Below are 24,449 nucleotides of genomic sequence, written 5' to 3'. Positions count from 1 at the left end.
GTTTTCATTTTCAGGCAAAATTATACGATTTTAACAAAAGTGGATTCTTTTGCACAAAAAAATGACCAAATATACACGTCCCGCCATGTATATCCGGTCATTTTATCCAATTTCAAATCATTCTGTTTTGTCTCCGTTTTCACCATACTGAAGATATTTTTTCGGGGATACGCCCGTAACCTCTTTAAATACCCTGCAGAAATATTTCACATCCGAATATCCCGCTTCAAAAGCAATCTCATAAATTTTCCTGTTTCCCTTCTGCAGCATTTCCTTGGCCTTGCCAATCCTGTACTCTTTCAGATAATTGACAAAAGGACGGCCAACCTCCCTGGAAAACATACGGCTCAAATATTCAGGCGTTACCTTATACTTCTCTGCCAGATCATCCAGTGTCAGTTTATCCTGATAGTGTTCATGTATATATCCGATCACCTTTGTGACAAGAAGAGAATAAATCGCCTCCTCCTTTTTTGTCTCCTGGCAGGCAGGCTTCAGTTTTTTCTCCAGCCGCTCCATCAAATCTTTGATCTTCTGCACAGTCACCGGCTTCAACAGATAATCCGTCACACCCAGAGAAATGCCCTGCTGCGCATAGGAAAATTCTGCATAACCGCTCAGGATCACGAACAGACAGTCCATATGAATCTTCCTCAGGCTTTCAATCATTTCCAGTCCATTCATCCTGGGCATCTTAATATCCGTGATAACGATGTCAGGTTTCACCTCTTTAACCAAGACCATTCCGTCACAGCCGTTATCTGCATAACCTGCAATATGATATTCCGGATTGATCTTCTCAATCAGATGCCCCAGTCCTGTCTGGGCCATATATTCATCCTCCACAATCACTACTTTTAGCATATACTTCATCTCCATAAGGTATTTCCACAGTTACCACTGTTCCTGACGTCTCTGAACTATAGTAACGTATGAACGCATCTCCCCCGTAATAGCTCTCCAGTCTTGCCCGTACATTATCCGTGCCGATATCCCCTTTGCTGTCCTTACGGTTAAGCCTTGCCAGCGTCGTTTCCCCTATTCCCTTTCCATTATCCTTAATAACAAACCGCAGCCGATTCCCCTCCTCCATGGTTGCTTCAACTGTGATCTTTCCATCTTTTTTCATTTCATTAATGCCATGCACCACACAATTTTCAATAATAGGCTGCAGCAGCATTTTATGTATCAGGATATCTTCCGCCTCCTCGGGTATACGGATGATAAAGGTGAATTTATCCGAAAAACGTTTCTGCTGCAGAAAAAGATACTTGTTCAGCCATTGTTTTTCTTCTCTCACCTGCACCATCCCGTCTATATCCGTAATACTGTATCTGAGCAGATCCGCAAGGCAGGAAATCATCTCACTGATTTCATATTCCTCATTTTCAATAGCCCTCCAGTTAATACTGTCCAGAGTATTATAGAGAAAATGTGGGTTGATCTGGGATTCCAGGGCGCGAAGTTCTGCCTGTTTCTGCCTCGTCACCGCCTCCTCTGTCTGGGCGCGCTCCCGTTTCAGCCGCTTTATCAGGCGTTCAATACTTTTTGACATCTGGTTAAATTGCTGTATGACGGGATAAAACTCATCTTCAATGGTGGCATCAAGCTGCATACCCACCTGCCCTTCCCCTATTTTCTTCAGGTTCATGGAGAGCATGCTGAGATTCCTTGTAAAGTATTTGCTCAGTGCCCAGACCACTGCGACAAACGGTACAATGAAAATAATACCAATCAATATAGTCACCTGCCGGAAACCGTATAGATTTTGTTTTATTTCTTTAAGGTTTACATAAGACCGCAGTGTCCAGTTTGATTTTTCAATCTGATTTTCCTTTATCAACTGGTTCTTGTCCGATTTATCAATGCCTTCCGATATTTTTCCTATTCTGTCTTTCTCCTGGGAATATATGATTCTTCCCCGGGGGTCTATAACTTCCACCATATCGTTCCACTGGGACTCTTCATCATCGCCGGTATCCAGGTTCTGAAAAAATTCCATGCCGATTCCCATGACAAGCACTCCCACATTACTGTCAGCAACATAATCCTGAACAGGTATGGCTATATAAAACAGATCGATCTGCCTGCCCCCGGCAAGTTCTTCCTGGATTGTGGGCAAAAATACGGCTGATTCCGATTCTTTTGTCTGACTGCACAGTCCCAGACGCCGCTTTTTGTCAGACCACATATTATTGTCATAGACACTGTTGAATTTCTCGTAGGTATAGTAGTTTTCTCCCTGGTTATCTATGTATGTCATACTCTGGACTGCCTCCAGCATCTGGCCATAGGATATGAACTTACTGCGCAAGGTTGTTTTGCTCTCCACCGGCTCTCTGCCACGGTTGAGGCTGTCCATGGCTCCTGCCACCGCAGGGTCCACTACTGTCTGGTAAATCAGATCAAACACCTGCCGCAGGTCCAGTTCAAGAAAACGGACACGCTGGGTGATCTTATAATCAGTCAGCTCGTAGGCCTGTTTTTCAAGATTCTTTGCCGCCACATTAAAAATTATAGAGGAAATAATGACTGCAGGCATGACGGTGGCAACGATCAGGGCTATGATCATACGTCTTGTCCAGGATATTTTATGGAACTTTTTTTGTATGGGCATTTTGTTGATTTCCTTTGTATTTTGTAGTGTTTTGGGGGGCTTTGATGAATATTATAGACATTTATGCCGAGAAGGGCAAGATATTTAATATAGTTTCCATGGTAAAAAGAAAAATGACATAAACCCAGTGTTTATGCCACTTTTCCTATATATTCCATTCTCTTAAATTAAGCATACTGAAACTTTTAAGTCCAGTACAGCCTGGTGTCATTTCTTAAAATAACTCATATCTGTCCCCGACTTCTCCAGCACTGCTCTCACTCTATCCATAGTCTCCGCGTCTGCCTCCGGACGGCTGTCGTCATAAGTTTTCAGCAGTCTGGCAATCTCTTTGTCAATGCTCTCCTTAAAGTAATCCGCGTTCTTGGCATTGCGCTCTCCGATGCGGGGGGAGTACAGATCCCTGTAGTTTTCCAGCGTATAATCTGAAGTCACAAAGCTGCCGTCATGCCCGATCTCCTTGATCTCTTCGAGATTCAGCGTCTCCTCATTCACCTCAATAGGTGCAAAGGAGGCTTTGACCTGGCGGATTATCTCAAAATCAATCACCATTTTTTCAAAGGAAGTGGCGTTGACACTGTCCATAACACCACCTGCCTCCATAACCAGATTGATACCGTGGCGATAAGCGGAAACAAACGTCAGCATGGATTCATATCCGGCCTGACAGTTGATAACCGGGGCATCGGTCTGGCATCCGCCGCCTCTGGACGGCAGCCCGTAAAATCTGGCCATATTTGCTCCGAATCCCTGCATAAGAGTTCCCTCCGGAGCTGCACAGGCAAAGGTAATACCGCCTCTCATGTCCGCGGCTGTCGACTGGATTCCAAAGACCACCGGTGTGCCGGGACGAATCATCTGCGCAAGGGCAATGCCGGCAAGATTTTCCGCTGTTCCGCTGGCAAGAGTCCCCGCCATGGAGAGTGATCCTGTTGCGCCCAGCATTGTGGCAGGGCAGAGAATGGCAGGCTGTCCGTACTCCGCCAACAGCATCAGGCAGTCCAGCATTCTCTCATCCAGAGACAGAGGAGATACGGTGTTGATCAGCGCGATCATTCCCGGTTTTTCAACCATGTTTTCTTTGCTTCCAAAGAGTTCACAGGCTGCCTCAAATATGAGCTCCATCTCGTTTTTAAAACCAGTGGGCAGCATGATCGCTTTGTCAGAATACATAAGCGTTGCATAAAACATTTCTATTGCTGCAGTCTCCTCCTGCACATCACTGGGCTGAATCATAATACCGCCGTTAATGGAATAACTCTCCTCTGCCTGGACAAGTTTTAAGCATTTGATATAGTCCTCCATGGTTCCTCTGCGGCGCTGGCCGCTCCAGTCATCAATAAATGCACATCCGTATGTGGGAGCCGGATTGATATGATTCCCGCCTACTGTCATGTTGAATTTGGGATTTCTTGCATAAAGAGTGAATGATTCCGGAGCCATTTTAACCCAGTGCATAACCTGTTCTTCTGTAAAATATACGGTATTATCTTCCACCCTGATTCCGTTTTCCCTGAAGATTTCAACTGCCTTCGGATTGTGAATCCTCACACCCACATCACGCATAATTTCCATAGCCGCATCATGTATCATCTGCTCTCTTGACATATAATTTCCTCCTGAATTTTGACGGACAACTTCTGTCCCGCCATATTTTATATTGAATGTTTATCTGTTTCTTACGCCCAGTTTTAATACATCCCGAAGGTACCGAACGCTTTCCTCACAGGCCTGCAGTTCCCTTGCCCTGGCCTCCTCGATGGGTTCCTCCATACTCCTGAATGCAATCTCATTTTCAAAGATAATCTTATCCATTGGTGACTTCTCCCGTATCTGGGAAACCATCTTCGGACAATCCATGGAGCCCTGTCCGTGCGCAGCCCCGATATCATGTACACCCAATGGGTCCACGACAATAATATCATCACTGAAATGGCAGCAGTATGCCTTGGGCAGCATACGTTCCATGGCATAATACGGGTTTTCTATAACCTGGAGCGGATTCATGGTATCTACACAGGTACCTATAAGCGGATGGTTCAGCTTATCCACGATCCATAGAATCTCGTCTGCAAAGGTATCCGTATGATTTTCAATTGCGATCTGCATACCGAACTCTTCGATCAAGGGAATAGTCCTTTTAAATTCATCGTACCGGTCAGTCATCTGGCGCATAACATCCGGGTGCATACAGGAGCCGTAAAGTTCTCTTGGCCGTATAATATCAAGACTGAATTTTACCAGCTCTGCGTCAAGATCATGCCCTATCCGAAGAGCTTCCTCTGCCGTACAGTTCACTCGGGAATCACTCCCTGCCTGAAAGGATGAATTAAATTCCAAAAACAGCCCGTGCTCTTTGGCTGCCTGCGCCACCTTTTTCAGATTCTCAGTTCCAAATGGGTCTTTTTCAGCAGTTGTTAAAAGGTCCACTTTTGTGATCTGAAGCCCGTCCAGTTCCCATTTCACTGCTTTATCCATCAGTTCATACAGAGACATTGTCTGCTCAAAATAATAATCCTTTCCAAATCCCCAGCTTTCTCCCAGACCGAAGAAATGAAGCGTATAGGTATGCATTCCCAGTCTTAAAGGTCTGTTCCTGTCAGTCATATTTCCACTCTCCTTTTATTCTTTGTTCTGAATCTGTCAAAACATTTTCTTATTAAACCACATTATTGCAAACAAGTTCACTTTTTTTGACATACACCTCCGTTTCTGCATAAATCATCATACACTTCATTCTTTTATAAAAGCATTGGGTATCAAAGTACCCAGTACCGTTGCTGCAATAGCAGGTATCACACCGCCTCCGAATACTGCAGCAAGAGGAGGTATCACCTCAAATGCAACTGCCGCGGCAATCCCCAGAGTGACACCGATCCTGGCAGCCTTAATGCTGAGTCCGGAACTGAATTCTTCTGATTTACGGTCCCGGAATATTAATCCCATCACAAACAGGGGAATCAAAACCCCGCCGCAGACTGTGTATCCGTAGGTACCCAAAGCGTAAATAAACGGTGCATACAGTCCCGATAAAATGGCCACAATTCCCGCTGCCAATGTGGCTGCCTTCGCATATTTAATACTCTTTTCCCCGTCCAGTTTCGAGTCCGGATCTATGATATCAGAGACCACATTTGCTGCCGCGCAGTTCAAATGTGTATCTGCGCAGGACATACAGGCAGCCAGAACACTCTCCGCCAGAATGATACCGCAGACAGGCGGCATTTTATTTAAAATCACCCAGACAAGTGCCTGGTCTCCGGCATTGGTATACATGAGAGAAGCGATTCCAATGGTGATCATAATAAAGACCATAATGATATTCATAAAAAAAGTAATCCCATAGGAGCGTTTTGCCGTCTGCACATCTTTTGCAGCAAATGCACGGTTCCAGAAAATAGGATTGGAAACAGCCCCCACAAGACCCGTCAGAAATCCTGTCACAATAACAGTGGGTTTCTCTGCGAACAGATCCCATTTTGCAGGATCAACCTGCATGATCTGATCCTGCAGATATCCGAAATCAAAATGAAACAGCTTTAAACCAAAGAAGATCACGACCACAGCAAAGATCATCTGAATGGTCCCATGGAGTGCATCCGCATAAATAACAGCTTCCAGACCGCCGCTTACCGTGTAAAAGATAAAGACAATTCCGCACACGATAACCGCGATCCGGTAATCTATCCCAAACACCTGCTCCAGAACATAGGACACTCCCATAATCTGTGCGCCGGGCCAGACCACATTGGGCATCAGAGCCGCCAGGCCGCCCACCCTGCGGATATAGTGGTCCCCGCCAAAGAGATAGCCGGACACAAAATGAGGCATGGACAGATATTTAAATCTGGCCAGATAAGGCGCCAGAATATACCCCATGATGATTCCGCCCATCAGCCCCTCGCCAAGCCAAAGCCAGTAAGCGCTGATTCCCTCCAATGCTCCCCTTCCGGCCTGACCTATAAAATTACCGGCACCGCTGAAACTTGCCCATGCAGTAAGAAAAAGCAAAAAAGTACCTGTCCTCTTCCCGCCAATAAAGTAATCCTCAGCGTTTTTCGCCTTGCCCCTCGTTTTTATACCGATTGTCATACAGACCAGAAGGTCAATGACGATCAAAGCTCCCGCTAAAATCATTTGCGTCGTACTCATAAGTATCGTCCTTTCATGAGTTTACTTTATTGATTTCCTGATATACGCTTTCCAAATTACTGAACCTTTCCTTCTGCTTTCAGCTTCTTAGAATAACGAACCGAAATAAACGCAACCAGAATACCCAGGATTCCACAGCCAATCACCCAATACCAAATCAGGTCATAGCCAAACTTCCCGTATTTATCCAGCCAGATACCGGCCAGTTTAGCAAAGTACACATCCGGCAGATAACAGATCAGCGAGATTACCCCGGTTGCAACCCCTGTAAGAGACAGCGGTATTCCAACTTCGCCAAGAGTCGCAAAATAGATACCGCGCATGCCCGTATAAACAACGGCGAATACAAAGGTAACTCCAATGCATAGAAATGCAGTGTTTTTGGTAACGAGAACCGCCACAGTCAGTACAGTCGCAATGGCAAGATAATACCCCAGTGTTTTAACTTTTGACCCAATCTTATCCGCAATAAATCCGATGGCAAGAGTTGCAAGACCTGCGATGATGTAGTTTCGGACAACTGCAAATGTACTCGCCTGTGTCTGGGATATACCGAGGACATTTACCGTATAGGAACCAAGGTATCCGTTTGCCGCTGAGGTAAAAGAAAAGCAGAAAAAGATCAGCAGCGACAACAGCCATGTACCGGGCATTTTCAGCACTTTGAGAACAGACGCCGCAGTCAGTTTCTCCTGTGTCAGCGCAGCTTTTCCGGAGGCGGCAAGTTCCGCGTCCTCTGCTCCAATAATGTTATTGGGAACCACAAAAAATACGATGACAGCCAATACTAAAAACAGAGCGCCGTTGAAAAACAGCATATTTCTCCACTGTGCCCCCAGCACCTGAAGGTCTGTTGCATTGCCCGGCATAATCGCTCGGTTTAACAGGGCAACACCCAGAAAACCGAGGAGCATGCCCATGATCGCTCTGACAAATTCAGAAGTCGAGAACATGGACCCCTGCTCGGACGCATTTCCCATCTTACGTGTGGTCTTCAGATAAGCATTCCAGATGAAGAAGCTGGTGCCCACACCATATAACACATGGATAATTATAATAGACAGTTTATCCGGGACCAGACCAAACCAGAAAGAACATGCCCCCATCATGACGGAACCGATGATCAGCAGCCATTTTTCACCAAACTTATCTACCAGAATCCCTCCTATCGGATATCCGATCGTACAGACAAGGCCAAACCAGAAACTAAAATCACCGATAAATTCATTTACGTTGGCTGCAGACGCAACCGATTTATATTCAGAAAACAGCATAACCATCTGATCATAATAACTGTAGCGCAAAAACGGCACGTACACCATAACACCCGCCATCAGAGATACTATCACCAGCACAAACCATCGTTTCTTACCTGTAATTACCATAGAAACCTCCTCCTTTTTCCCTAAAGCCTGTATTCCCCATTACATTTCAACCGAATATTTATACAGGATATTCTCAGTTCGCCGCAAATTGTAAATGTGTTCACTTTTTATTTCAAAAAAATAGCCAATGCGTTCACCTGCCTGCAATTAAAATCAATACTCTTATCCCTCCCTGCATTTAAAGTCCATGTTCAGATGGAACATAAACCTTTTCAAGATTTTTCAGAAGGAGTTCATTGCACTCCTGCTCTCCCTGCCTTCTGCTTTCCAAATCACGCCCCATATACATCTCAAGCATTCCCTTGACGATCAGTGTATTGGATTTACTGAAATAAACAGCATCTTCATAAGATAACAAATTATAATTCACGGCCCGCCTCAGCATCAGAAAATCACGCTCTATGATATCCTCAGTAAAAAGCAGCGTATAAAAATACGCAGGATACCGTTCCGAACCTGACACCGGAAACAACTCAAAGTATTCCACCAACGCATCGGAAAACATGGCGTTATACTGCCCCCACAATAGACGGTAATACAGATCGGGCCTCTCAAATGCATACTTGTTGAATAATTTCCATCCTTTAATGTAGGAATCCATCAGATTATTGTTGGAATCCATCAGATGACCGTATTCAACCATGTAGTCGATAAAAAATCTCATGGAGCCAAGGATGATCAAATATTCCAGACTTTCAAAATGCCGGTACAACGCAGCCGGGGAACATTGATTCTCCTTCGCGATCTCACGTACAGTAATTTCTGATGCATCCTGTACCTTTAATTTGTTGTACATTGACATGATCAAACGTCTCTTTGTTTCATAACCTTTTTCATAAACAGCCATATCGTATGTATTTTTCTGTAATTGCAGATATATCATTGTAGTTAAAATTGTGAACGCATTAACTCATAATGAATAGTAACTTACTTTGGGGTGGGCGTCAAGGAATATTGTTTTTCTTTTAAAATGCGAACGTGTTTACTTTTATTTAGATTGTAAACGCGTTTACAATTTTTGTCAAGAGTTTTATATGTTTTGTTATATTAAATGCTGCTCACATTCTTCTTTCCAGCAATTGAGCATATGTGTAATCGCAAACATCAGCATTTCGTAATGCATATAATCAAGGATATTCTTATCTGTCAGAATCTGCAGACTGACGGGAAAGTCCTCATCAGATTCCCAGAAACACAAGGACAGGGGAAGAAAAGGAAACAATGCAAGTTCATAACCTACATTTCCTTTTTTATTTTTCTTCCCCCAAGTTTCTCACAGGCACGGGCCAGTTTATTTATTTTTCCGTCAAAATACTGTTGCCCATTCATCCGCAAGATGACAGTTCTCCTTGGAATAACAAAGCACATCATATATGGTCATGACTTCATTATAATCTGCCTTTTCTTCTCTCCTGTTCATACTGCAAAAATACGCCTGCCATACGGTTTTTCATCTTTTCATAGTTAGATATATTGTTTTTCACAATCCTTTTTCTCCACTTTTACAGATACAGTTTAAAGGTCTTGATCATAAACGGCGTAACCTCAAAGGATACTTTGGAGCCTTCCACTGACTCTCCGGTGTCATGCTCCAGTAAATTACAGGGCACGATACGTTTTACATCAAACTGGGAAGTAAGGGTCACTTTTCTTCTTCCGCCCCTGCACTCATGCAGCCTTACGATCAGGCAGTCTTCCTCCTCCGCCTTCTTCACTGCATCAATCTGCACACAGTCCGAAGACACTTCCACAAGCTTTCTCCAATCCGTAAATACACCGGAAACAACCTGTGCAGGCAGGTTCAGCTGATTGGCAGCTTCGATGGTCCCGCCTTCTGTCACATTTCCAATATGGGGATACAGAGAATAAATAAATTCATGCACCCCCTTATCCGCCGTGGTGTCCGGATAAACTGCGCTCTTCAACAGGCTTAGCTTTACAGCATTGTCTTTGATGCTGTATCCATATTTACAATCATTCAACAGGCTGACACCATATCCGTTTTCTGAAAGGTCTGCCCATTTATGTCCGCAGACTTCGTATCTTGCCCAGTCCCAGCTGGTGTTCCAGTGGGTGGGGCGCTCCGCATGTCCGAACTGGATATCATAGACTGCCTTTGTGGAACGGATATTGGTGTAAAATGCAGTTTTCAGCAGTCTCTGGGTCTCCTGCCAGTCTGCCTGAGTGACAAAATCAATTCTTCGGGAATCTTTATACACTGTCATATCCTGCCGGATGGTGGACTTGTGGTACTTAAATACAAAGCGTACCACTGCTTTTAACTCTCCCTTTTCCACCAGTTCTACAGCTTCTGCCAGCTTTGCGGTTTCTTTTTTCTGAGTATAGAAAATATCAATATCCCAGGCATCGTAATTAATGGGCTTATCCTCATAGATTTCCAGTACATTTCCGGGCTGTCCCTCTTTCAGCACAGACCTGTCCGCCTCTTTATCGAAAATCTCGGTCAACTGTCCGTCCTCATTCCAGGAAATGGTGTAGATTGGGGTTTCCAGTGTATTTCCGTCAAATGAAAAGCTGTCGCCGGAAGTATCTTCCGCTTCAAAATGCACATCTTCGGCAGGCTCAAACTTCACGGCAGCCGCCCCAAAAGGTTCCGCTTCTACCAGAACTTCGTATCCGCCCGCAGTCTTCTGGGCTTCCAGCTTTTGTCCCTTTTCATCCACAAATCTTCCTGTCCCTTCTTCCGGAATCAGAACCAGCTCTTTTCCGCCAAAGCTATTGGTGGTATATACGCTGTACATATGCGCTTCCGGTTTTGTAACAATTTTAAGCACATCATCTGTTATCCGGTCTGCCCTCTCTTCCGCGATACCATAGTTGACATGGGAGTCCTCATAAACTTCATGGATGGAAGAGCCCGGGATAATATCATGGAACTGGTGAAGCAGCACGCACTCCCAGCTTTTATTCAGTTCCTGCTGTGCGTAATTTCCGCCCAGGATGTAAGACAGAGAGGACAGCCATTCTGTCCGGGCCAGTTTGTTTTCCAGACGGCGGTTTGTTTTCTTATTGTATGCCTGGGATGTATACGTTCCTCTGTGGTATTCCAGATACAGTTCGCCATCCCAGGTGTGGACGTAGCGATCCGTTTTGTCCACATTCTCATGCATCCTGCGGAAGAAATCTTTCGCCTGTACAGCCTTTACTTTCGGCAGACCAGGAATCACGTCCATGGCTCTTCTCAGTTCCAGCATATCCCTGGTAACACCGCCGCCTCCGTCGCCGTAACCATAGGAGATCAGCGTCTCGCTGCTCAGTTCCTTGTTCTTAAATTTCTTCCAGCTTCCAATCACTGCATGAGGTGTCACCATTCCGTTATATGTGGCATATCTGGTGTCTGAGTCCTGTCCCTCACTGGGAGTATTTACAAAGTAAGTCAGCACCTCGCTGCCGTCAATCCCCCTCCATCGGAACAAGTCATCAGGAATGCTGTTAAACTGGTTCCAACTGATCTTGGTAGTCATAAATGTATCTATCTCACACTGTTTCAGAATCTGAGGCAGCGCCCAGCTGTAACCGAATACGTCAGGCAGCCACAGATACTCACATTTTTTTCCAAACTCCTTTTCCATAAAGCGGGTCCCGTGGAGGAACTGGCGCACCAGTGCTTCACCGGAGGAAATGTTACAGTCAGCTTCCACCCACATGCCGCCGTCGGGTTCCCATTTGCCTTCCGCCACTTTTTCTTTGATCTTGGCATACAGTTCCGGGCAGTCCTCTTTGATATATTTGTAAAGCTGAGGCTGGGTCTGAAGGAAAATAAACTCATCATACAGTTCCATCAGGCGGAGCACAGTAGAAAAAGATCGCTGTGCTTTCTCTCTGGTGTGCTTCAGCCGCCACAGCCATGCCACGTCAATATGGGTATGTCCTACTACGCTGACTGTCACATCGGTATGTTTCTCCATCTGGTCAAGCTCAGTCATCAGAACCTCATAGGCTGTCTCCACTGTCTCATAGAAATATTCCTCATCCCAATTGATAAACTGAAGCACCCGGTCCAGAGCGGCTTTCAGCTTCACATACTGCTCGTTGTCCTCCGGCATCAGCCGCAGTGTACCGGTGATGGCTTTTGCAAAATAATACAGCTCATCTGTGGTCTTATGCAGATACGCCACATCCGCCTGTTTACACTGATGGAAAAAGGTGCGGTGCGCGCCGCCCCCTTCCAATCCGGTCCAGAGAAGGAATGTGAGACGTACCGCTTTTCCCTCTTCCCCCCGGAAAATAACTTCATTGTGGTTGGTGTCCACACCCTGATAAGGATGTCCATCCACATACAGCAGGGACTCAAATCCGCTGTTGTATCCGCCTCCGGTCTCACCAAAGTCAAATAAACCAACTACTTCACAGCCTTCTTTTTCTTCCGGCAATTTCACTTCTTTTTCGATCCACAGATAACGGTCTCTTCCCACAAAGGAATCGTTGATTCCGAACTCCGGCCCCTCTATTTTCTCCGGCAGCCCGCAATAGCTCTCGTCTTTTGGAAGATTTCCCTCCATAGATATGAACGGCGCGATGCACTGATGGCTAAAGTATCTGCGCCGGCCCAGTTCGCTTACTCTTCTTTCAAACTTGTCCAGTGTCAAAAACATCTGTTGTTCCTCCTTATAGAATTTCGTTTATCTCAACTCTTTTATTTATACTTTAAACAAAAACTTCCTTTTTGTCTTGTGTTTCTGTGAATTTTATGTGTAAATTTTAATATTTATCTCCGTATTATGTGGCTTTTTCCATTCCTCTCTTGCACCGATAAAAAGGTGTACAGATTTTTATCACAGATCTGTACACCTTAATTTTTTATTCCTGAATCCTCATAATTTTAATCGGGCTGTTATCAGTATTCCGTATAAATATTCTTTCTGTTTATCCCCCAGCGTTTTATAGGGATTATACAGCAGAACATCCCGGCAATTCCACACAGACACCAGGCAAATTCTGTTCCGCCCCAACCAAACTTTTCTGTCAGCACGCCGAACAGGATACTGGCAGCTGCACTTCCCAGGTGGGTAATGGCATTTAAAACCCCGGTTGCGGTAGATACTTTACCTTCACCACGGAAATGCATGGGCAGTAAACTGACAAACAATGTATTTACTCCTGTCATCATACTGGTAACCACTGCAAATACCACCATACTTCCCGGAAGGGAAAGTCCTGTCATCATCAAAACAATACATACAACAGAAACCCCAAAGAAAACTGCTCCGGTCTTGGTTTCATTCTTAAAAAGCGTCCGGTTCCCATATCCTGCCATATAGACACCGGACAGATTCACTATGGGAATCACCATAGAAATAATAACCGATAATGACGAACTGATGGTAAATCTTTCTATCAGATAAGTAGGTATCCAGGTTGTCAGTCCATCTTTTAATACGCCATGGATAAACGTAGCAGCAAGCATCCACAAAACCCCGGAAGCTGCCAGAGATATTTTCTTTTTATTTACCTGCCTTTTGCCGGGCTGTGTATTCTGAATTGGCTTCTGAACTTTTTCAATTTTTTTCTCAATGATCGGAATTGCAATCTGCCACAACAAAACAACTGCAGCAAGCCAGATCCCGGCACTCCAGAAACAGTATCTCCAGTTTGCTGCCTTTAGCATAACTGCATCCAGAAGATATGCCGCCAGCATTCCCGCCGGAGCTGTAAATGACAACATTAAGATAATATTTACCGACTGCTGTCCGTAAGTCAGATTTATCACCATCTTTACCACCGGCGGCCAGATCATGGCCTGAGATACACCATTTAGAAACCACAGAATCTGCATTCCTGTAACACTGTCAACAAACGGAAATAATAAATTGGCCGCTGTAGTCCCAATCAGACCAATGGAAACCAGTTTCTTAGGCGAGATTTTGTCTCCCAGAATGCCGCAGGGAATCTGAGCCAGTCCGTATGCCAGATAAAATGCCGCCGCAACACTTCCCAGCTCTGTTTTCCCCCACAATCCTGTCTGAGTCATATCACCCATACTTGCAGAAAAATTCAAACGTCCAAGATAGATAGAAAAATATACGATCCAACATACCATACCCAATGCTGCTGCACTGTTTTTTCCTGCATTTTTCATAATTTTAATTTATTCCTGATTTGCCCAGTATTCATCCAATGCCTGCTGTGCAATGACTGCCGCGTCATCCAGCGCTTCTTTTGCCGGTACATTTTCAATCTCGATCAGGTCACATGCATCTGACAATGCGGTCATTACATCACCACCGGTAATATCATGCCACTTTCTGCGTCCAAGTTCAGCCTGTTCGATCGGCACAAGTGCCTGTGGATTCTTTTCCAAATATGCTTTATATTCTTCATCTTCTTTAACTGAGCTGCGTACCGGTACATATCCTGCACTCATAGAGAAGTTTTTTGTTCCCACTTTATTAAGGTAGGTGAGGAATTTGAAAGCTGCCTGTTTTTCAACATCCGGTGCTTTCTTCACAATAGCCGCTGTAATGGGGTCTACATAAGGTTTTGGCGGGTTGTCGTTAAATCCGGGCTGCACATGTGCCGCAATAATATTAAAATCCAGATCTCCCTGGTCACCGCTGGAACCTATATATCCTCCGGCCCTTCCCTGCATTACATCATCAATGGTCTTATACCAATATTCCCAGCCGTCTCCGCCAAAGTGGATTCCCATGATTTTCTCTTCATTGATCCATTTGCGGGCAGATTCCATTGCTTCCACAAATGCGTCACTGTTAAAGGTAACGGTTTTCTCGTCCTCACTTACAATGGTTCCTGCATTACTGCATGCAATGTCAACCAGACAGTCAGGTCCGGACATTGGCTCAAATCCGAAGAAATTGGGTTCCTCTGTTTTATAATGTTCCTGCAGCGTACGTGCTGCATCAGCAACATTCTGCCAGGTAGCAAATACTTCATCCGGATCCAGGCCCACTTCTTCAAACATATCTTTTCTGTAGTAAACTACCTGTGTAGTTCCCCATACCGGAAGGCTGTACACATGGCCTTCACTGTCACGGCAATAATCCATGAAGGCTTCTATAATGTCATCTTTGTCAAACTCAGGATCTGCAGCAATATAATCATCCATATATTCCAATACCCCTTTTTCCGCAAACGTAGTGGAATCTATGTGGCTTCCCAAATAACAGGCCGGAACCTCTCCGGATGCAATCGCCGCCTGCAGCATCTTACTGGTCTCCTCATAGCTTGACTGAACCACACCTTTCACAACAACTTCATCCTGTGACTCATTAAAGGCTACAATCATCTCTTCCATAGTCTCACCCAGAGTTCCCCCCAGTCCGTACCAGAATTCAATTTCCACCGGGCCTGAAGCGCTTTGGTTTCCGCCCTTTGCTGTACTTCCGGAATCATTCTTTCCGCATCCGACTGCTGATACCATTGTCAGCATTGCCAGTGTCAGTGCAATTGTTCGTTTTTTCATTTTCGTTTTCTCCTTAACTTTTTTATTCTTTTACCGCAGCATCACTGGTAATTCCGTTTAAAATCCAACGTTGTCCGAAAAAGAACAGTAACAACAATGGAAATACGATCACACAACATGCTGCCATAATAGTTCCCCACTTCAATCCATAAGCACCCTCCGATGTGAAGAATGCCTGCAGGCCCATGCTTACCAGGTATTTTTCTTTATCGTGAATCAATAAGGAAGGCCACATAAAACTGTTATAACTTCCCAGGAAGGAAAGTAATCCCAGGGTAACAAATGATGAAACTGACATGGGGGCAACTACCTTCCATAGAATCTTCCAATGTCCTGCCCCGTCAATACGTGCCGCTTCCACAATACCCGGACTGATCTGTGCAAATACCGTTCTTAAGAAAAAGATATTAAAAATACTTGCACAACTGGAAAAAATATAGCCGGCATGGGTATTCATCAATCCTAATTTTGATAAAATCACATATGATGGCACATAAGTTGTACTGGCCGGCATAATGTATGTAATCATGATCAATGCGATCAAAATATTTTTCCCGCGAAAATGGATATGAACCAGCGCATATGCAAACATTGCTGAATTAATTAAGATCACTGCTGTAATAATAACCGCTGTGTAAGCACTATTCCACATATATTTAAAAAATGTTCCGTCTGCCAGCGCATCTCCGTAGTTGATCCACTGAGCCACTGAAGGAAAAACCTTTGGCGGGACTTCCCAGATTTCATTTTTCGTCTTTATGGAATTGGTGAACATCCATAGAAATGGAAATGCTATTAAAAAACTTGTCAAAACCAGAATCACATGAACCAGACTATTCTTTATTCCTTTTTTTCTCGTCACTGTTGTCACCTCCTAGTTATAGAATACGGTTTTCTTGGAAATTTCAGTCTCAGCCCAGGAAAGAACCACAGTTATAAGCACCAGCACCACTGCCACCGCTGAGGCTTTTCCGGTTTCAAAATTTCTGAACGCTTCCTGATAGTAATAATACAGCAGTGTACGGGTGGAACCTGCCGGACCTCCCTGTGTCAGTACCTGAATCTGGTCATACGCCTGAAGCGAACTGATACTGGACATGATAACCAGGAAAAATGTTGTAGGAGATATCATTGGAAGCGTAACTTTCCAAAACTGCTGAAATCCATTGGCGCCATCAATGGCTGCTGCCTCCTTCAGACTCTGCGGAACCTTCCGAAGCGCTTCCATATAAAAAATCATGGTCCAACCGATACCCTTCCATACAGTCACGATCAAAACACTGAGCATCGCTGTACTGCTGCTTTGTGTCCACTGACTGCCGGGAAGTCCAAAGAGACCCAGAATATAGTTCAAAATTCCCACACGTGGTTCAAAGATCCAGGACCATACAACACTGACTGCAACCATGGGTGTGATATATGGTGCGAAGATCACGGTACGATACACCCCGGTTCCTTTTCTTGCACCATTCATCAGCAATGCTACCAATAAACCTAAGACAATCGTCGGAACGGTGCTCCCCACTGCAAAAACCAGTGTATTCCACAGTACGTCCCCAAATTTAGGGTCCCTCAACAGACTGGCAAAATTCTTAAGACCCATGAAGTTGATATTTTCGGACATCATATCCCAGTCCGTAAAGCTGAGCCCACCGGACCATACTACCGGTATTACCCAAAAGATAAGCAGCGGAATCAACGCCGGCACCACAAACATAACCCCAGTGAGATTCTCTTTCCGTGAATAATGCACTTTTACTTTTCTTTTTCCCTCTTTCTGCATATTTTCACTTTCCTTTCCCTTTTCTGTTCATACTCAAATTCATATCTGAATTGTAGCATCCGCATTATTCAATTTACATATCTTTATTTGCCAATGAATGTCTTCTTTTGTTCATCTCGTACAGGCATATGTGGGACCCGCTCCATACCATATGGCATTTTTATACAATTCATATCCGATTGACACAAAACAAAAGGGCGGCAGAAACTGCTTTTTTAATACAGTTCCCGCCGTCCCTTCAAATTCTCTTATCAATCACAAACACTTTCCGAAGCTTTTGCATCCAGTACCATTTGATGAAATCTGAGAGCTCTCTCATGACAGTCTTTCAGCAGACTTATCTCTTCCTCATGGGACTCAAATGCTTCTCCATATTTCAGCCCTACCTCAAAATCCGCAGGAAGATCTATTGGAGCTTTTGCCACCCAGCGGGCAATCTGATTCCAATCCAGCACTCCGGTAAATGGTACTCTGTGAGCATCTGCCATCACCACCGCCCGCTCGTCATTCAACTTTTCGGGTGCAATGGAATCTGTATCCTGAAGGTGTGTCGCATAGAGACGGTCATAATATTTTTCCAGGAATACATAATAGTTATCCTGGCTCATAATACTGGCATGACCGGAGTCATAACACAATCCTATAAAATCATCATCATACCTGTCAAATATTCTCTCATACTTATCAATCTGGTACTTCATAGGCGTCAGCAGAAGGTTCTCCAGAGCAATTTTTACCCCCGCCGCTTTCGCATAGCCCTGTATCTCATCGAAGGAACGGTACACCTGCCGGTAATAATCTTTCATATTACTTTCATTTTTCTCAAATTCCCGAAATGGAAGCTGCATATGTAAAACCATTACATTTGCTCCAATATGCGTACACAGATCAATCCTGTTTTTTAAAAGGTCTGCTCCCGCCAGCCGCAAATACTCATTTGCGTTTGTGTAATCTTTTCGGCTTCCCCCCTCCGTTGCATGAACAGAATGTCCCTTTACTCCGTAATGTTTCAGAACTGCTCCTGCCTGAAGCATTTCACTTTTACTGTACATATATTCATCCGACCAGTCATGGATCCACTGTGTATGCGTAAAACCCGCCTCCGCCAGACAACATATCTGATGTTCCATACTTGCCCAATCATGCAAGTCATTGTTATAGTCTGTATTAACCGATGTTTCCAACATATATCTTTCCCCCAGCTGCTGTTTTGGCCTGCGCCTTTTTTGTGCAATTGGACTTAGCTTTTGCGCATCCAACTGCAATTGTTTATATTCTAAAGTTTATATTTGAAGTATAGCATCTCTCTTTCTTAATCTACATATCATCTTTTGCTATTGAATATCTTCTTTTGTTCATTTGGTATAGATATGCATACAAATTAAAAGCCTTATGTTATAATGTCCACATATTAGAAGTAATTATATCATTTATTACATTATTCCAATATATTGGAGGTGCCTATGAGCCTTTTCACCAAACGAACACTGGTTCAAAAAATATGTATATTATCCCTGCTCTTTTTGACGATTCCCACACTGTTTTTTTCCTTCTATCTGTATAAAAAACAAACACGGGAATTACACACACAGTTGATTCATGAACAGGGCATAGCGATCGAACAGACAACGAAAACACTGGATAATATTCTTACTTCTATTTCAGACCTTTCAAGAGATATTGCCTACTCACAACCCCTGAATAATTATCTCGGAAAACATTATCGTATGGGGCTGAATAAATTTCCTGTATGGTCTGAAAAATATCTGGGCGAAATCATTGCTTCCATCAAATATTCTTTAAAATACAGAAATCTGGGTGTCAACACAGCCAACATTTTTACAACAACTCCTCTGGAGGAGGAAGGCAGCTATTTCTGGTCTGCAGACCGGCTTGTAAATCTGGATTTTTTTCAACAGTTTCAGGAAGCAGAAAGCGAATTTGGCCTTTTTTATCTCGATACGAAACAAACTGAAGTTTTTCATGATACCTGCGGATACTCCACAAGTTCTGCAGACAAAAATATCATCCTGGTCATACAAAAAATCAATACAGAATACCAGGGTTCCTGTATGGGATATATTGTTTTTGAATGCTCCCCGTCCAAAATATTTCCGACTCTGTTTCGTCCTTCGCAAAACGGAAATTATTTTGCCTGGTTTCAGGACTCGCAAAAAGGTTACGGGGCAGAACCACCCCAAAACCTGGAGGAGCTTCTTAATGATGATGCAAATTCCGCTCCGTTTTTCATAAACTCCGGCAAAGAACAATACATCTGCTGTATGATGGAGCATTTTGACATTATGATCATGAACACGCAGCCGCTTACTTTTTATTCCAGTAACCGCCCTGTGTTCAGTCTTTCCCTGGTACTGGCTTCATTTGCTGTACTTCAGTTTATACTGTTAACAATTTTTATCCGAAAATCTTTTCATCAGCTTCACACTGATCTGAATCTGATGGATGCAATCATTGCCCATGGGTTTAAAGAAAAGATACCGGAAACGCGTTCTGATGAAATCGGTATGATTGCCCACAGATACAATATTTTACTGGATAAGATAAATTCCCTGATACAGGAAACCGTAGAGAAAGAAACCACTCAGACTCAGGCTCAGCTAAAAGCTCTGCAATATCAGATCAATCCGCATTTTATCTATAACACACTGAGTATTTTTTCCGGATACGCTTCCCAGCATGGCCAGGAAATACTTGCAGAATCCATTGCATCTTTTGGACAGATCCTCCGATACAACATAAAAAATGATGGATTGTACGCGACGATTGAATCTGAACTTCGCACCGCTGTCTCTTTGATCAACGTGTACAATATCCGCTATTTTAATCAATTACGTTTGACTACGGACGTTCCTGAATCCGTTCAAAAGATACAGATTATTAAATTTTTACTGCAGCCTCTTTTGGAAAATTCCATTCTGCACGGATTGGTATCGCCTAACACTTCGCTGCATATACATATTTCCATTAAACCAATGGCTGATTTTATGGAAATAAAGGTTTGCGATGATGGAGACGGCATGTCACCGGACCGATTATCAGAGGTATTATACAGCCTGGAACATCCTTCTGAAACTTTACTGGATTCTTCCAACGGTACTTTTATCGGCCTGCAGAACATCTATAGACGACTGAAACTTTTTTACAGCCAACGTGCTCAGCTTACAATTGAAAGCCGGGAACACCATGGGACTACTATAATGATTCATATTCCGGCTGACGTAATAAAGGAGGAGTAATGAACTATGTACAATATCCTGATTGTCGATGACGAATATTATATCTGCGAGGGCCTGCATAACAAGATTCGCCTGCTCAATTTTCCGGAAGCCGGCGAAATCCGAACCTGCCTGAGCGGAGAAGATGCCCTGGAAATTTGCCGGACTTACAAACCTCAGATTGTATTTACTGATATCAAAATGAACGGCATGGATGGTATCAGTCTGATTCATGCTTTGAGCAAAAAACTTCATCCCGTTCAGTTTATTGTGCTCAGTGGGTATGATGATTTTGATTATGTAAGAGGCGCTTTTCAAAACGGGGCTATGGACTATCTCCTAAAACCGATTCTCAATGATAGTCTGTGCAAAGTTCTCACAAAAGCTTTCTCCGCTTTTCAAAGCTATCCTCATGTACCTCACAAATTCCGTGAAAATCTTTTTCATCTTTCGGAAAACCTTTTGCAAAAGCTGACACAGCTTCCCGCTAACGGCACTCCTCCCGCATCTTTTCTTGACGGTCTTGCCAATGAAGGAATTGAAGATAACTGCTGTATTGCCATATTGGCTTTTTGTTCCCCTCAGACCTATGATGCAATGAATCATAAGATCAATGCGGTTTATGATACCATCGGTCATGTTTTATGCAATGCGTTATCACAGTTTGAAATTGTTATGATCTGCGCTGCCGAAAGTTATGAATCCCTCAGAAATTTTCTTCTGGGTACTATTGATGCAAACAAAGATTCCTGCGTGGGGTGTCTGATGTCTCCTTCCGACATTTCCGGTATTGCCCGGCACTTTCAGAGGGCACAGGAATATATTTGTCTGCGTCTTCCCCTGGGATACGGACATCTCTTTACAGATATGACGCCAATGGCAAAACAGGGTATTCCTCAAAAGCTTAAACATATGATGAATCAGTTTATCCAAACACCTTCCCTGATTGCCAACAGTGCACAGCGCATTACTTTTTTTAAAAAGATCGAAGAGCTCACTATACCAGATTTGAACATTTTTTATCATTACTTTAACGAGGTACTGGGTGCAGCCTTATCCACACTAAACTATTTTGAACTGAGCCAGCGCTGTCCTCCTCTCTCTTCTTTTGCGGATTATGAGAGTCTGGAAAACTACCTTCATAATAAACTGATCAGGTATTCACAGCAAATTTCCCAGCATCCTGAGTCTTCCAATTCTTTGGATATGGTTAAGAATTATGTGGATACGCATTACATGGAAGAACTGACGCTTTCCGCTTTAGCTGACCGTTTCTTTATGAGTTATTCCTATTTGAGCAAGTCTTTTCATAAGACATTCCATATGCCGTTTCAGGAATATCTGCGTATGGTCCGTATGGAACATGCACTGGAGTTTTTGAAGAATCCCAATCTCTCCATTCAGCAAATCGCAGCAAATGTAGGGTATGAAAACGCGTTTAATTTTTCAAGAGCATTCAAATCCCAGTACGGCGTTTCTCCGAATCATTTTCGTAATAATTCCTGATTCATTACAGACAGAAAGCCTCAGAATAAAATCTGAGACTTCCTGTCTGAAATACCCTGGCTTTACTTACCTATTTCTATACACATACCATCAAAAGCCGCCTGAAATACAGTATCTTTCAGGTCTTCTGTCATCCTTTCATATGTCCAGCCGCCATTATGTGAAAAATGTGTCACTATCCATGCAGTCTCCTGATCGGCAGCCCCTTCTTTTTCCATTCTTTCCTTTACTTCCAGTATATCCCCAAAACCCATATGTCCATGGTATTTTGATTTTTCCTTCCCCATCGTGCAATCCATACTGGCACCATTTAACTTTTTGCCTTTTAATCCCTTCCAAAATTCCTCGCCCGGAATTCCGGTATCATTGCCATATAAAAAGGCTGTATCTTCTTTTTCAATTAAAAACAATAACGCCTCTTCTGTCTGCATATGCCTGGCAGGCAATACTGTGATCCTGTAATTTTCTATTTCCAGAACGTCAAATGGTTTAATTTCGTAGGGAACAATATATTCCCATATATCTTCAACGGAAAATCTTTCTGCCATCTCCTTTAAAAGACAGATCACCGCACTGTTTCCATAAATATGAAGCTGCTCAGCTCCCCATTTCTTTCCATATTCCGGATGACGCATGAATAAATCCATAGGATAAAAATGATCATCATGTGAATGGGTTATCAAAAGATGTGAAATTGCCGACAAATCTATTTCATTTTCCAATGCATGTTTATAACTGTCTGCCGGAAAATCAATGAGCAGCTTATCATCAATCAATGCCTGGGATCTCGTTCTCACTTCTCTCTTCCGGTGTTCTCTTGCATATGTACATATCGGACAATTGCAAAATAAGGCCGGGATTCCCTCTGCTGCTGCGGTACCTAAATATTTAATTTTCATGGCTGCCTTCTCCTTTAAATTATTTTATGCCTGAGTTAAAATGTTTGCTTTTATACTTATAAAAAAATCATAACACTTTTTGTCTCCTGCATCATGTTTTAAGTATAACAATTCAGGCCTTTATAAAACATATCTTTTGTATCAAATTTCTATCATTTTTTATCAACTTATGTGATTGTCTGATGAACCGTCCCATATGATCATATACCTCTTTATGAAAAAAGCTTATCGCATACCAATGTCATGGTGTATAAAAAAGTCCGGGAACCCAAAATTTCCTGGTTCCTGGACTTCACCTGATTCTCCTTTATCTTCCACGGAAAAACCGGAAGATTATTTTGTATTGGAATTTTCTTCTTTTTATTTCTTCGGACTCTTTTCCTACTTCATCCAATTCCCGGACCTGTGCATCGCTCGTTCCCGAAAGAGCTTCAAGCATCTTAGCTATCTCATTTTGGGCTATGGGACCTGAAGTTAAGGACAGGCTTACCATTATGGCAAGAAATAATTTATATAATTTTTCTTTCAATTACATTCCTCCAATTCAATCTCTGCTTTCCTTTAATCTCACAATAAATATTCGATTTATATTGGTCATCTGTTTGCATACAAAAAGAAAGCCATTCCTTGAATCTTAAAATGACTTATGAACACTATCACACTTGCAGTAAAGGATTCTTGTGATAGTATATATACTTTGTTCGAGGGGAAAGAAATTGATTCAATTGTCCAAACGTACCTTCTGATCAACTAATGTCCATTCATCCGATAACGCCTTAAATAAGGTTAAAAAGAAAAAGAGAAAAGCTATAACAAGAACCAGATGCAGGCTGAACCCTTTGGGAATAACTGCAATCGTGGGTATTGTACATATATGCTTCGTTATAGTTTCATTAAAAGAATTATTTTCGTTCAAATATGAAGCGTTAAGATATGTAGTATTATCACCATCTTCATTGGCAGCGATATCTTTTGAAATTGCCCATGTCTCAATTGCAGTTGTTTTATCCAATAATTTACATAGGTTATCAGCACCACCAAAGAATACATTCATAGTAAAACATATGGCAAAAAGAATCGTAACGAAAGAGACTATAATACAGGATATATGATTTTTTCTATTATTTATTTCCATTATAATTCCCTTCTTATCTACCGCTGCGACCAATTGGGGCAGCCTAAACTACATTGCTTTTAATTCAATATCTTGAGATGGCAGAACTCTGATTTGCTGCTTGTTATAATAAATCTTATCATACTATGTCTTATTTTACTATTATTTTGAAAAAAATACGAAGTACTTTTGCACTCTACAGTATATTACTGATATATAGTTTTCTTTAACAACATTTCTTCTGAGGAGTATCTGGTATTCTTTATCATTCCACTCCTCTGTTGTTGACAGGGTTGCTTAATGAAAAAATCGG

General features: G+C 43.0%; 18 protein-coding genes and 1 pseudogene. 2 read left to right on the top strand and 17 right to left on the bottom strand.

Going from position 1 to position 24,449, the window contains the following annotated elements:
- Window positions 1-117 precede the first annotated feature (117 nt).
- The 14 genes and pseudogenes from MUB35_RS01580 to MUB35_RS01520 all read right to left on the bottom strand — a co-directional run bounded on the left by MUB35_RS01580 (window position 118) and on the right by MUB35_RS01520 (window position 18,568).
- Window positions 118-864 (bottom strand): response regulator transcription factor, encoded by a 747-nt coding sequence (locus MUB35_RS01580; RefSeq protein WP_054350640.1) that lies wholly within the window; start codon window positions 862-864, stop codon window positions 118-120.
- Entirely contained in the window at window positions 836-2,617 is a 1,782-nt protein-coding gene (locus MUB35_RS01575; protein ID WP_118743376.1) for a sensor histidine kinase, read from the bottom strand. The genes MUB35_RS01580 and MUB35_RS01575 overlap by 29 nt, the downstream gene beginning before the upstream one ends.
- 207 nt (window positions 2,618-2,824) lie before the next feature.
- Window positions 2,825-4,225: a trimethylamine methyltransferase family protein gene (locus MUB35_RS01570; protein ID WP_118743375.1), complete on the bottom strand. Its 1,401-nt coding sequence runs from the start codon at window positions 4,223-4,225 to the stop codon at window positions 2,825-2,827.
- Window positions 4,226-4,285: 60 nt separating this feature from the next.
- Window positions 4,286-5,224, bottom strand: coding sequence for a sugar phosphate isomerase/epimerase family protein (locus MUB35_RS01565; protein ID WP_118743374.1), 939 nt, complete (start codon window positions 5,222-5,224; stop codon window positions 4,286-4,288).
- Window positions 5,225-5,350: 126 nt separating this feature from the next.
- Window positions 5,351-6,769, bottom strand: a complete 1,419-nt coding sequence (locus MUB35_RS01560; protein ID WP_103732114.1) for a sodium:solute symporter family protein — start codon at window positions 6,767-6,769, stop codon at window positions 5,351-5,353.
- A gap of 56 nt (window positions 6,770-6,825) precedes the next feature.
- The gene (locus tag MUB35_RS01555) at window positions 6,826-8,154 is read right to left on the bottom strand and encodes an MFS transporter (RefSeq protein ID WP_033139134.1); all 1,329 of its coding nucleotides are present in this window, start codon (window positions 8,152-8,154) and stop codon (window positions 6,826-6,828) included.
- Window positions 8,155-8,332: 178 nt separating this feature from the next.
- Complete coding sequence (locus tag MUB35_RS01550; protein ID WP_158587253.1) at window positions 8,333-8,956, bottom strand: TetR/AcrR family transcriptional regulator; 624 nt, start codon at window positions 8,954-8,956, stop codon at window positions 8,333-8,335.
- A gap of 240 nt (window positions 8,957-9,196) precedes the next feature.
- Window positions 9,197-9,406 (bottom strand): annotated as a pseudogene (locus tag MUB35_RS30975) (DUF3786 domain-containing protein); the annotation flags it as partial.
- 250 nt (window positions 9,407-9,656) lie between these two features.
- A complete protein-coding gene (locus MUB35_RS01545; RefSeq protein WP_118743373.1) occupies window positions 9,657-12,770 on the bottom strand; it encodes an alpha-mannosidase in 3,114 nt (1,037 codons plus the stop codon).
- Window positions 12,771-13,012: 242 nt separating this feature from the next.
- Complete coding sequence (locus MUB35_RS01540) at window positions 13,013-14,254, bottom strand: MFS transporter (protein WP_033139138.1); 1,242 nt, start codon at window positions 14,252-14,254, stop codon at window positions 13,013-13,015.
- 9 nt (window positions 14,255-14,263) lie between these two features.
- On the bottom strand, window positions 14,264-15,598 hold the full coding sequence (locus MUB35_RS01535) for an ABC transporter substrate-binding protein (RefSeq protein WP_118743372.1): 1,335 nt from the start codon (window positions 15,596-15,598) through the stop codon (window positions 14,264-14,266).
- 22 nt (window positions 15,599-15,620) lie between these two features.
- Window positions 15,621-16,460, bottom strand: coding sequence for a carbohydrate ABC transporter permease (locus MUB35_RS01530; protein WP_033139140.1), 840 nt, complete (start codon window positions 16,458-16,460; stop codon window positions 15,621-15,623).
- Between the two features lie 12 nt (window positions 16,461-16,472).
- A complete protein-coding gene (locus MUB35_RS01525; protein ID WP_052098771.1) occupies window positions 16,473-17,381 on the bottom strand; it encodes a carbohydrate ABC transporter permease in 909 nt (302 codons plus the stop codon).
- A gap of 251 nt (window positions 17,382-17,632) precedes the next feature.
- Window positions 17,633-18,568, bottom strand: a complete 936-nt coding sequence (locus tag MUB35_RS01520; RefSeq protein ID WP_033139141.1) for a sugar phosphate isomerase/epimerase family protein — start codon at window positions 18,566-18,568, stop codon at window positions 17,633-17,635.
- A gap of 276 nt (window positions 18,569-18,844) precedes the next feature.
- Between MUB35_RS01520 and MUB35_RS01515 the strand changes: the two genes are divergently transcribed.
- Together MUB35_RS01515 and MUB35_RS01510 are read left to right on the top strand one after the other, a co-directional pair.
- A complete protein-coding gene (locus MUB35_RS01515) occupies window positions 18,845-20,638 on the top strand; it encodes a sensor histidine kinase (protein WP_033139142.1) in 1,794 nt (597 codons plus the stop codon).
- A 6-nt stretch (window positions 20,639-20,644) separates the two neighbouring features.
- Window positions 20,645-22,123 carry a helix-turn-helix domain-containing protein gene (locus tag MUB35_RS01510; protein ID WP_033139143.1) on the top strand — a complete coding sequence of 493 codons (1,479 nt, stop codon included), beginning with the start codon at window positions 20,645-20,647 and terminating at the stop codon, window positions 22,121-22,123.
- Between the two features lie 62 nt (window positions 22,124-22,185).
- Here the strand turns inward: MUB35_RS01510 and MUB35_RS01505 are convergent, their stop codons facing one another.
- The 3 genes from MUB35_RS01505 to MUB35_RS01495 all read right to left on the bottom strand — a co-directional run bounded on the left by MUB35_RS01505 (window position 22,186) and on the right by MUB35_RS01495 (window position 24,157).
- Complete coding sequence (locus MUB35_RS01505; RefSeq protein WP_118743371.1) at window positions 22,186-23,022, bottom strand: MBL fold metallo-hydrolase; 837 nt, start codon at window positions 23,020-23,022, stop codon at window positions 22,186-22,188.
- 307 nt (window positions 23,023-23,329) lie between these two features.
- A complete protein-coding gene (locus MUB35_RS01500) occupies window positions 23,330-23,551 on the bottom strand; it encodes a hypothetical protein (protein WP_118743370.1) in 222 nt (73 codons plus the stop codon).
- Window positions 23,552-23,743: 192 nt separating this feature from the next.
- On the bottom strand, window positions 23,744-24,157 hold the full coding sequence (locus MUB35_RS01495) for a hypothetical protein (RefSeq protein WP_118743369.1): 414 nt from the start codon (window positions 24,155-24,157) through the stop codon (window positions 23,744-23,746).
- Between the last annotated feature and the right edge of the window lie 292 nt (window positions 24,158-24,449).

This window comes from Blautia sp. NSJ-175, from assembly GCF_022867815.1.
GTDB classification, from domain to species: Bacteria; Bacillota; Clostridia; order Lachnospirales; family Lachnospiraceae; genus Blautia; species Blautia celeris.
Note: the sequence above shows the minus strand (reverse complement) of the source record. Positions and strands in the feature narration are given on the sequence as shown.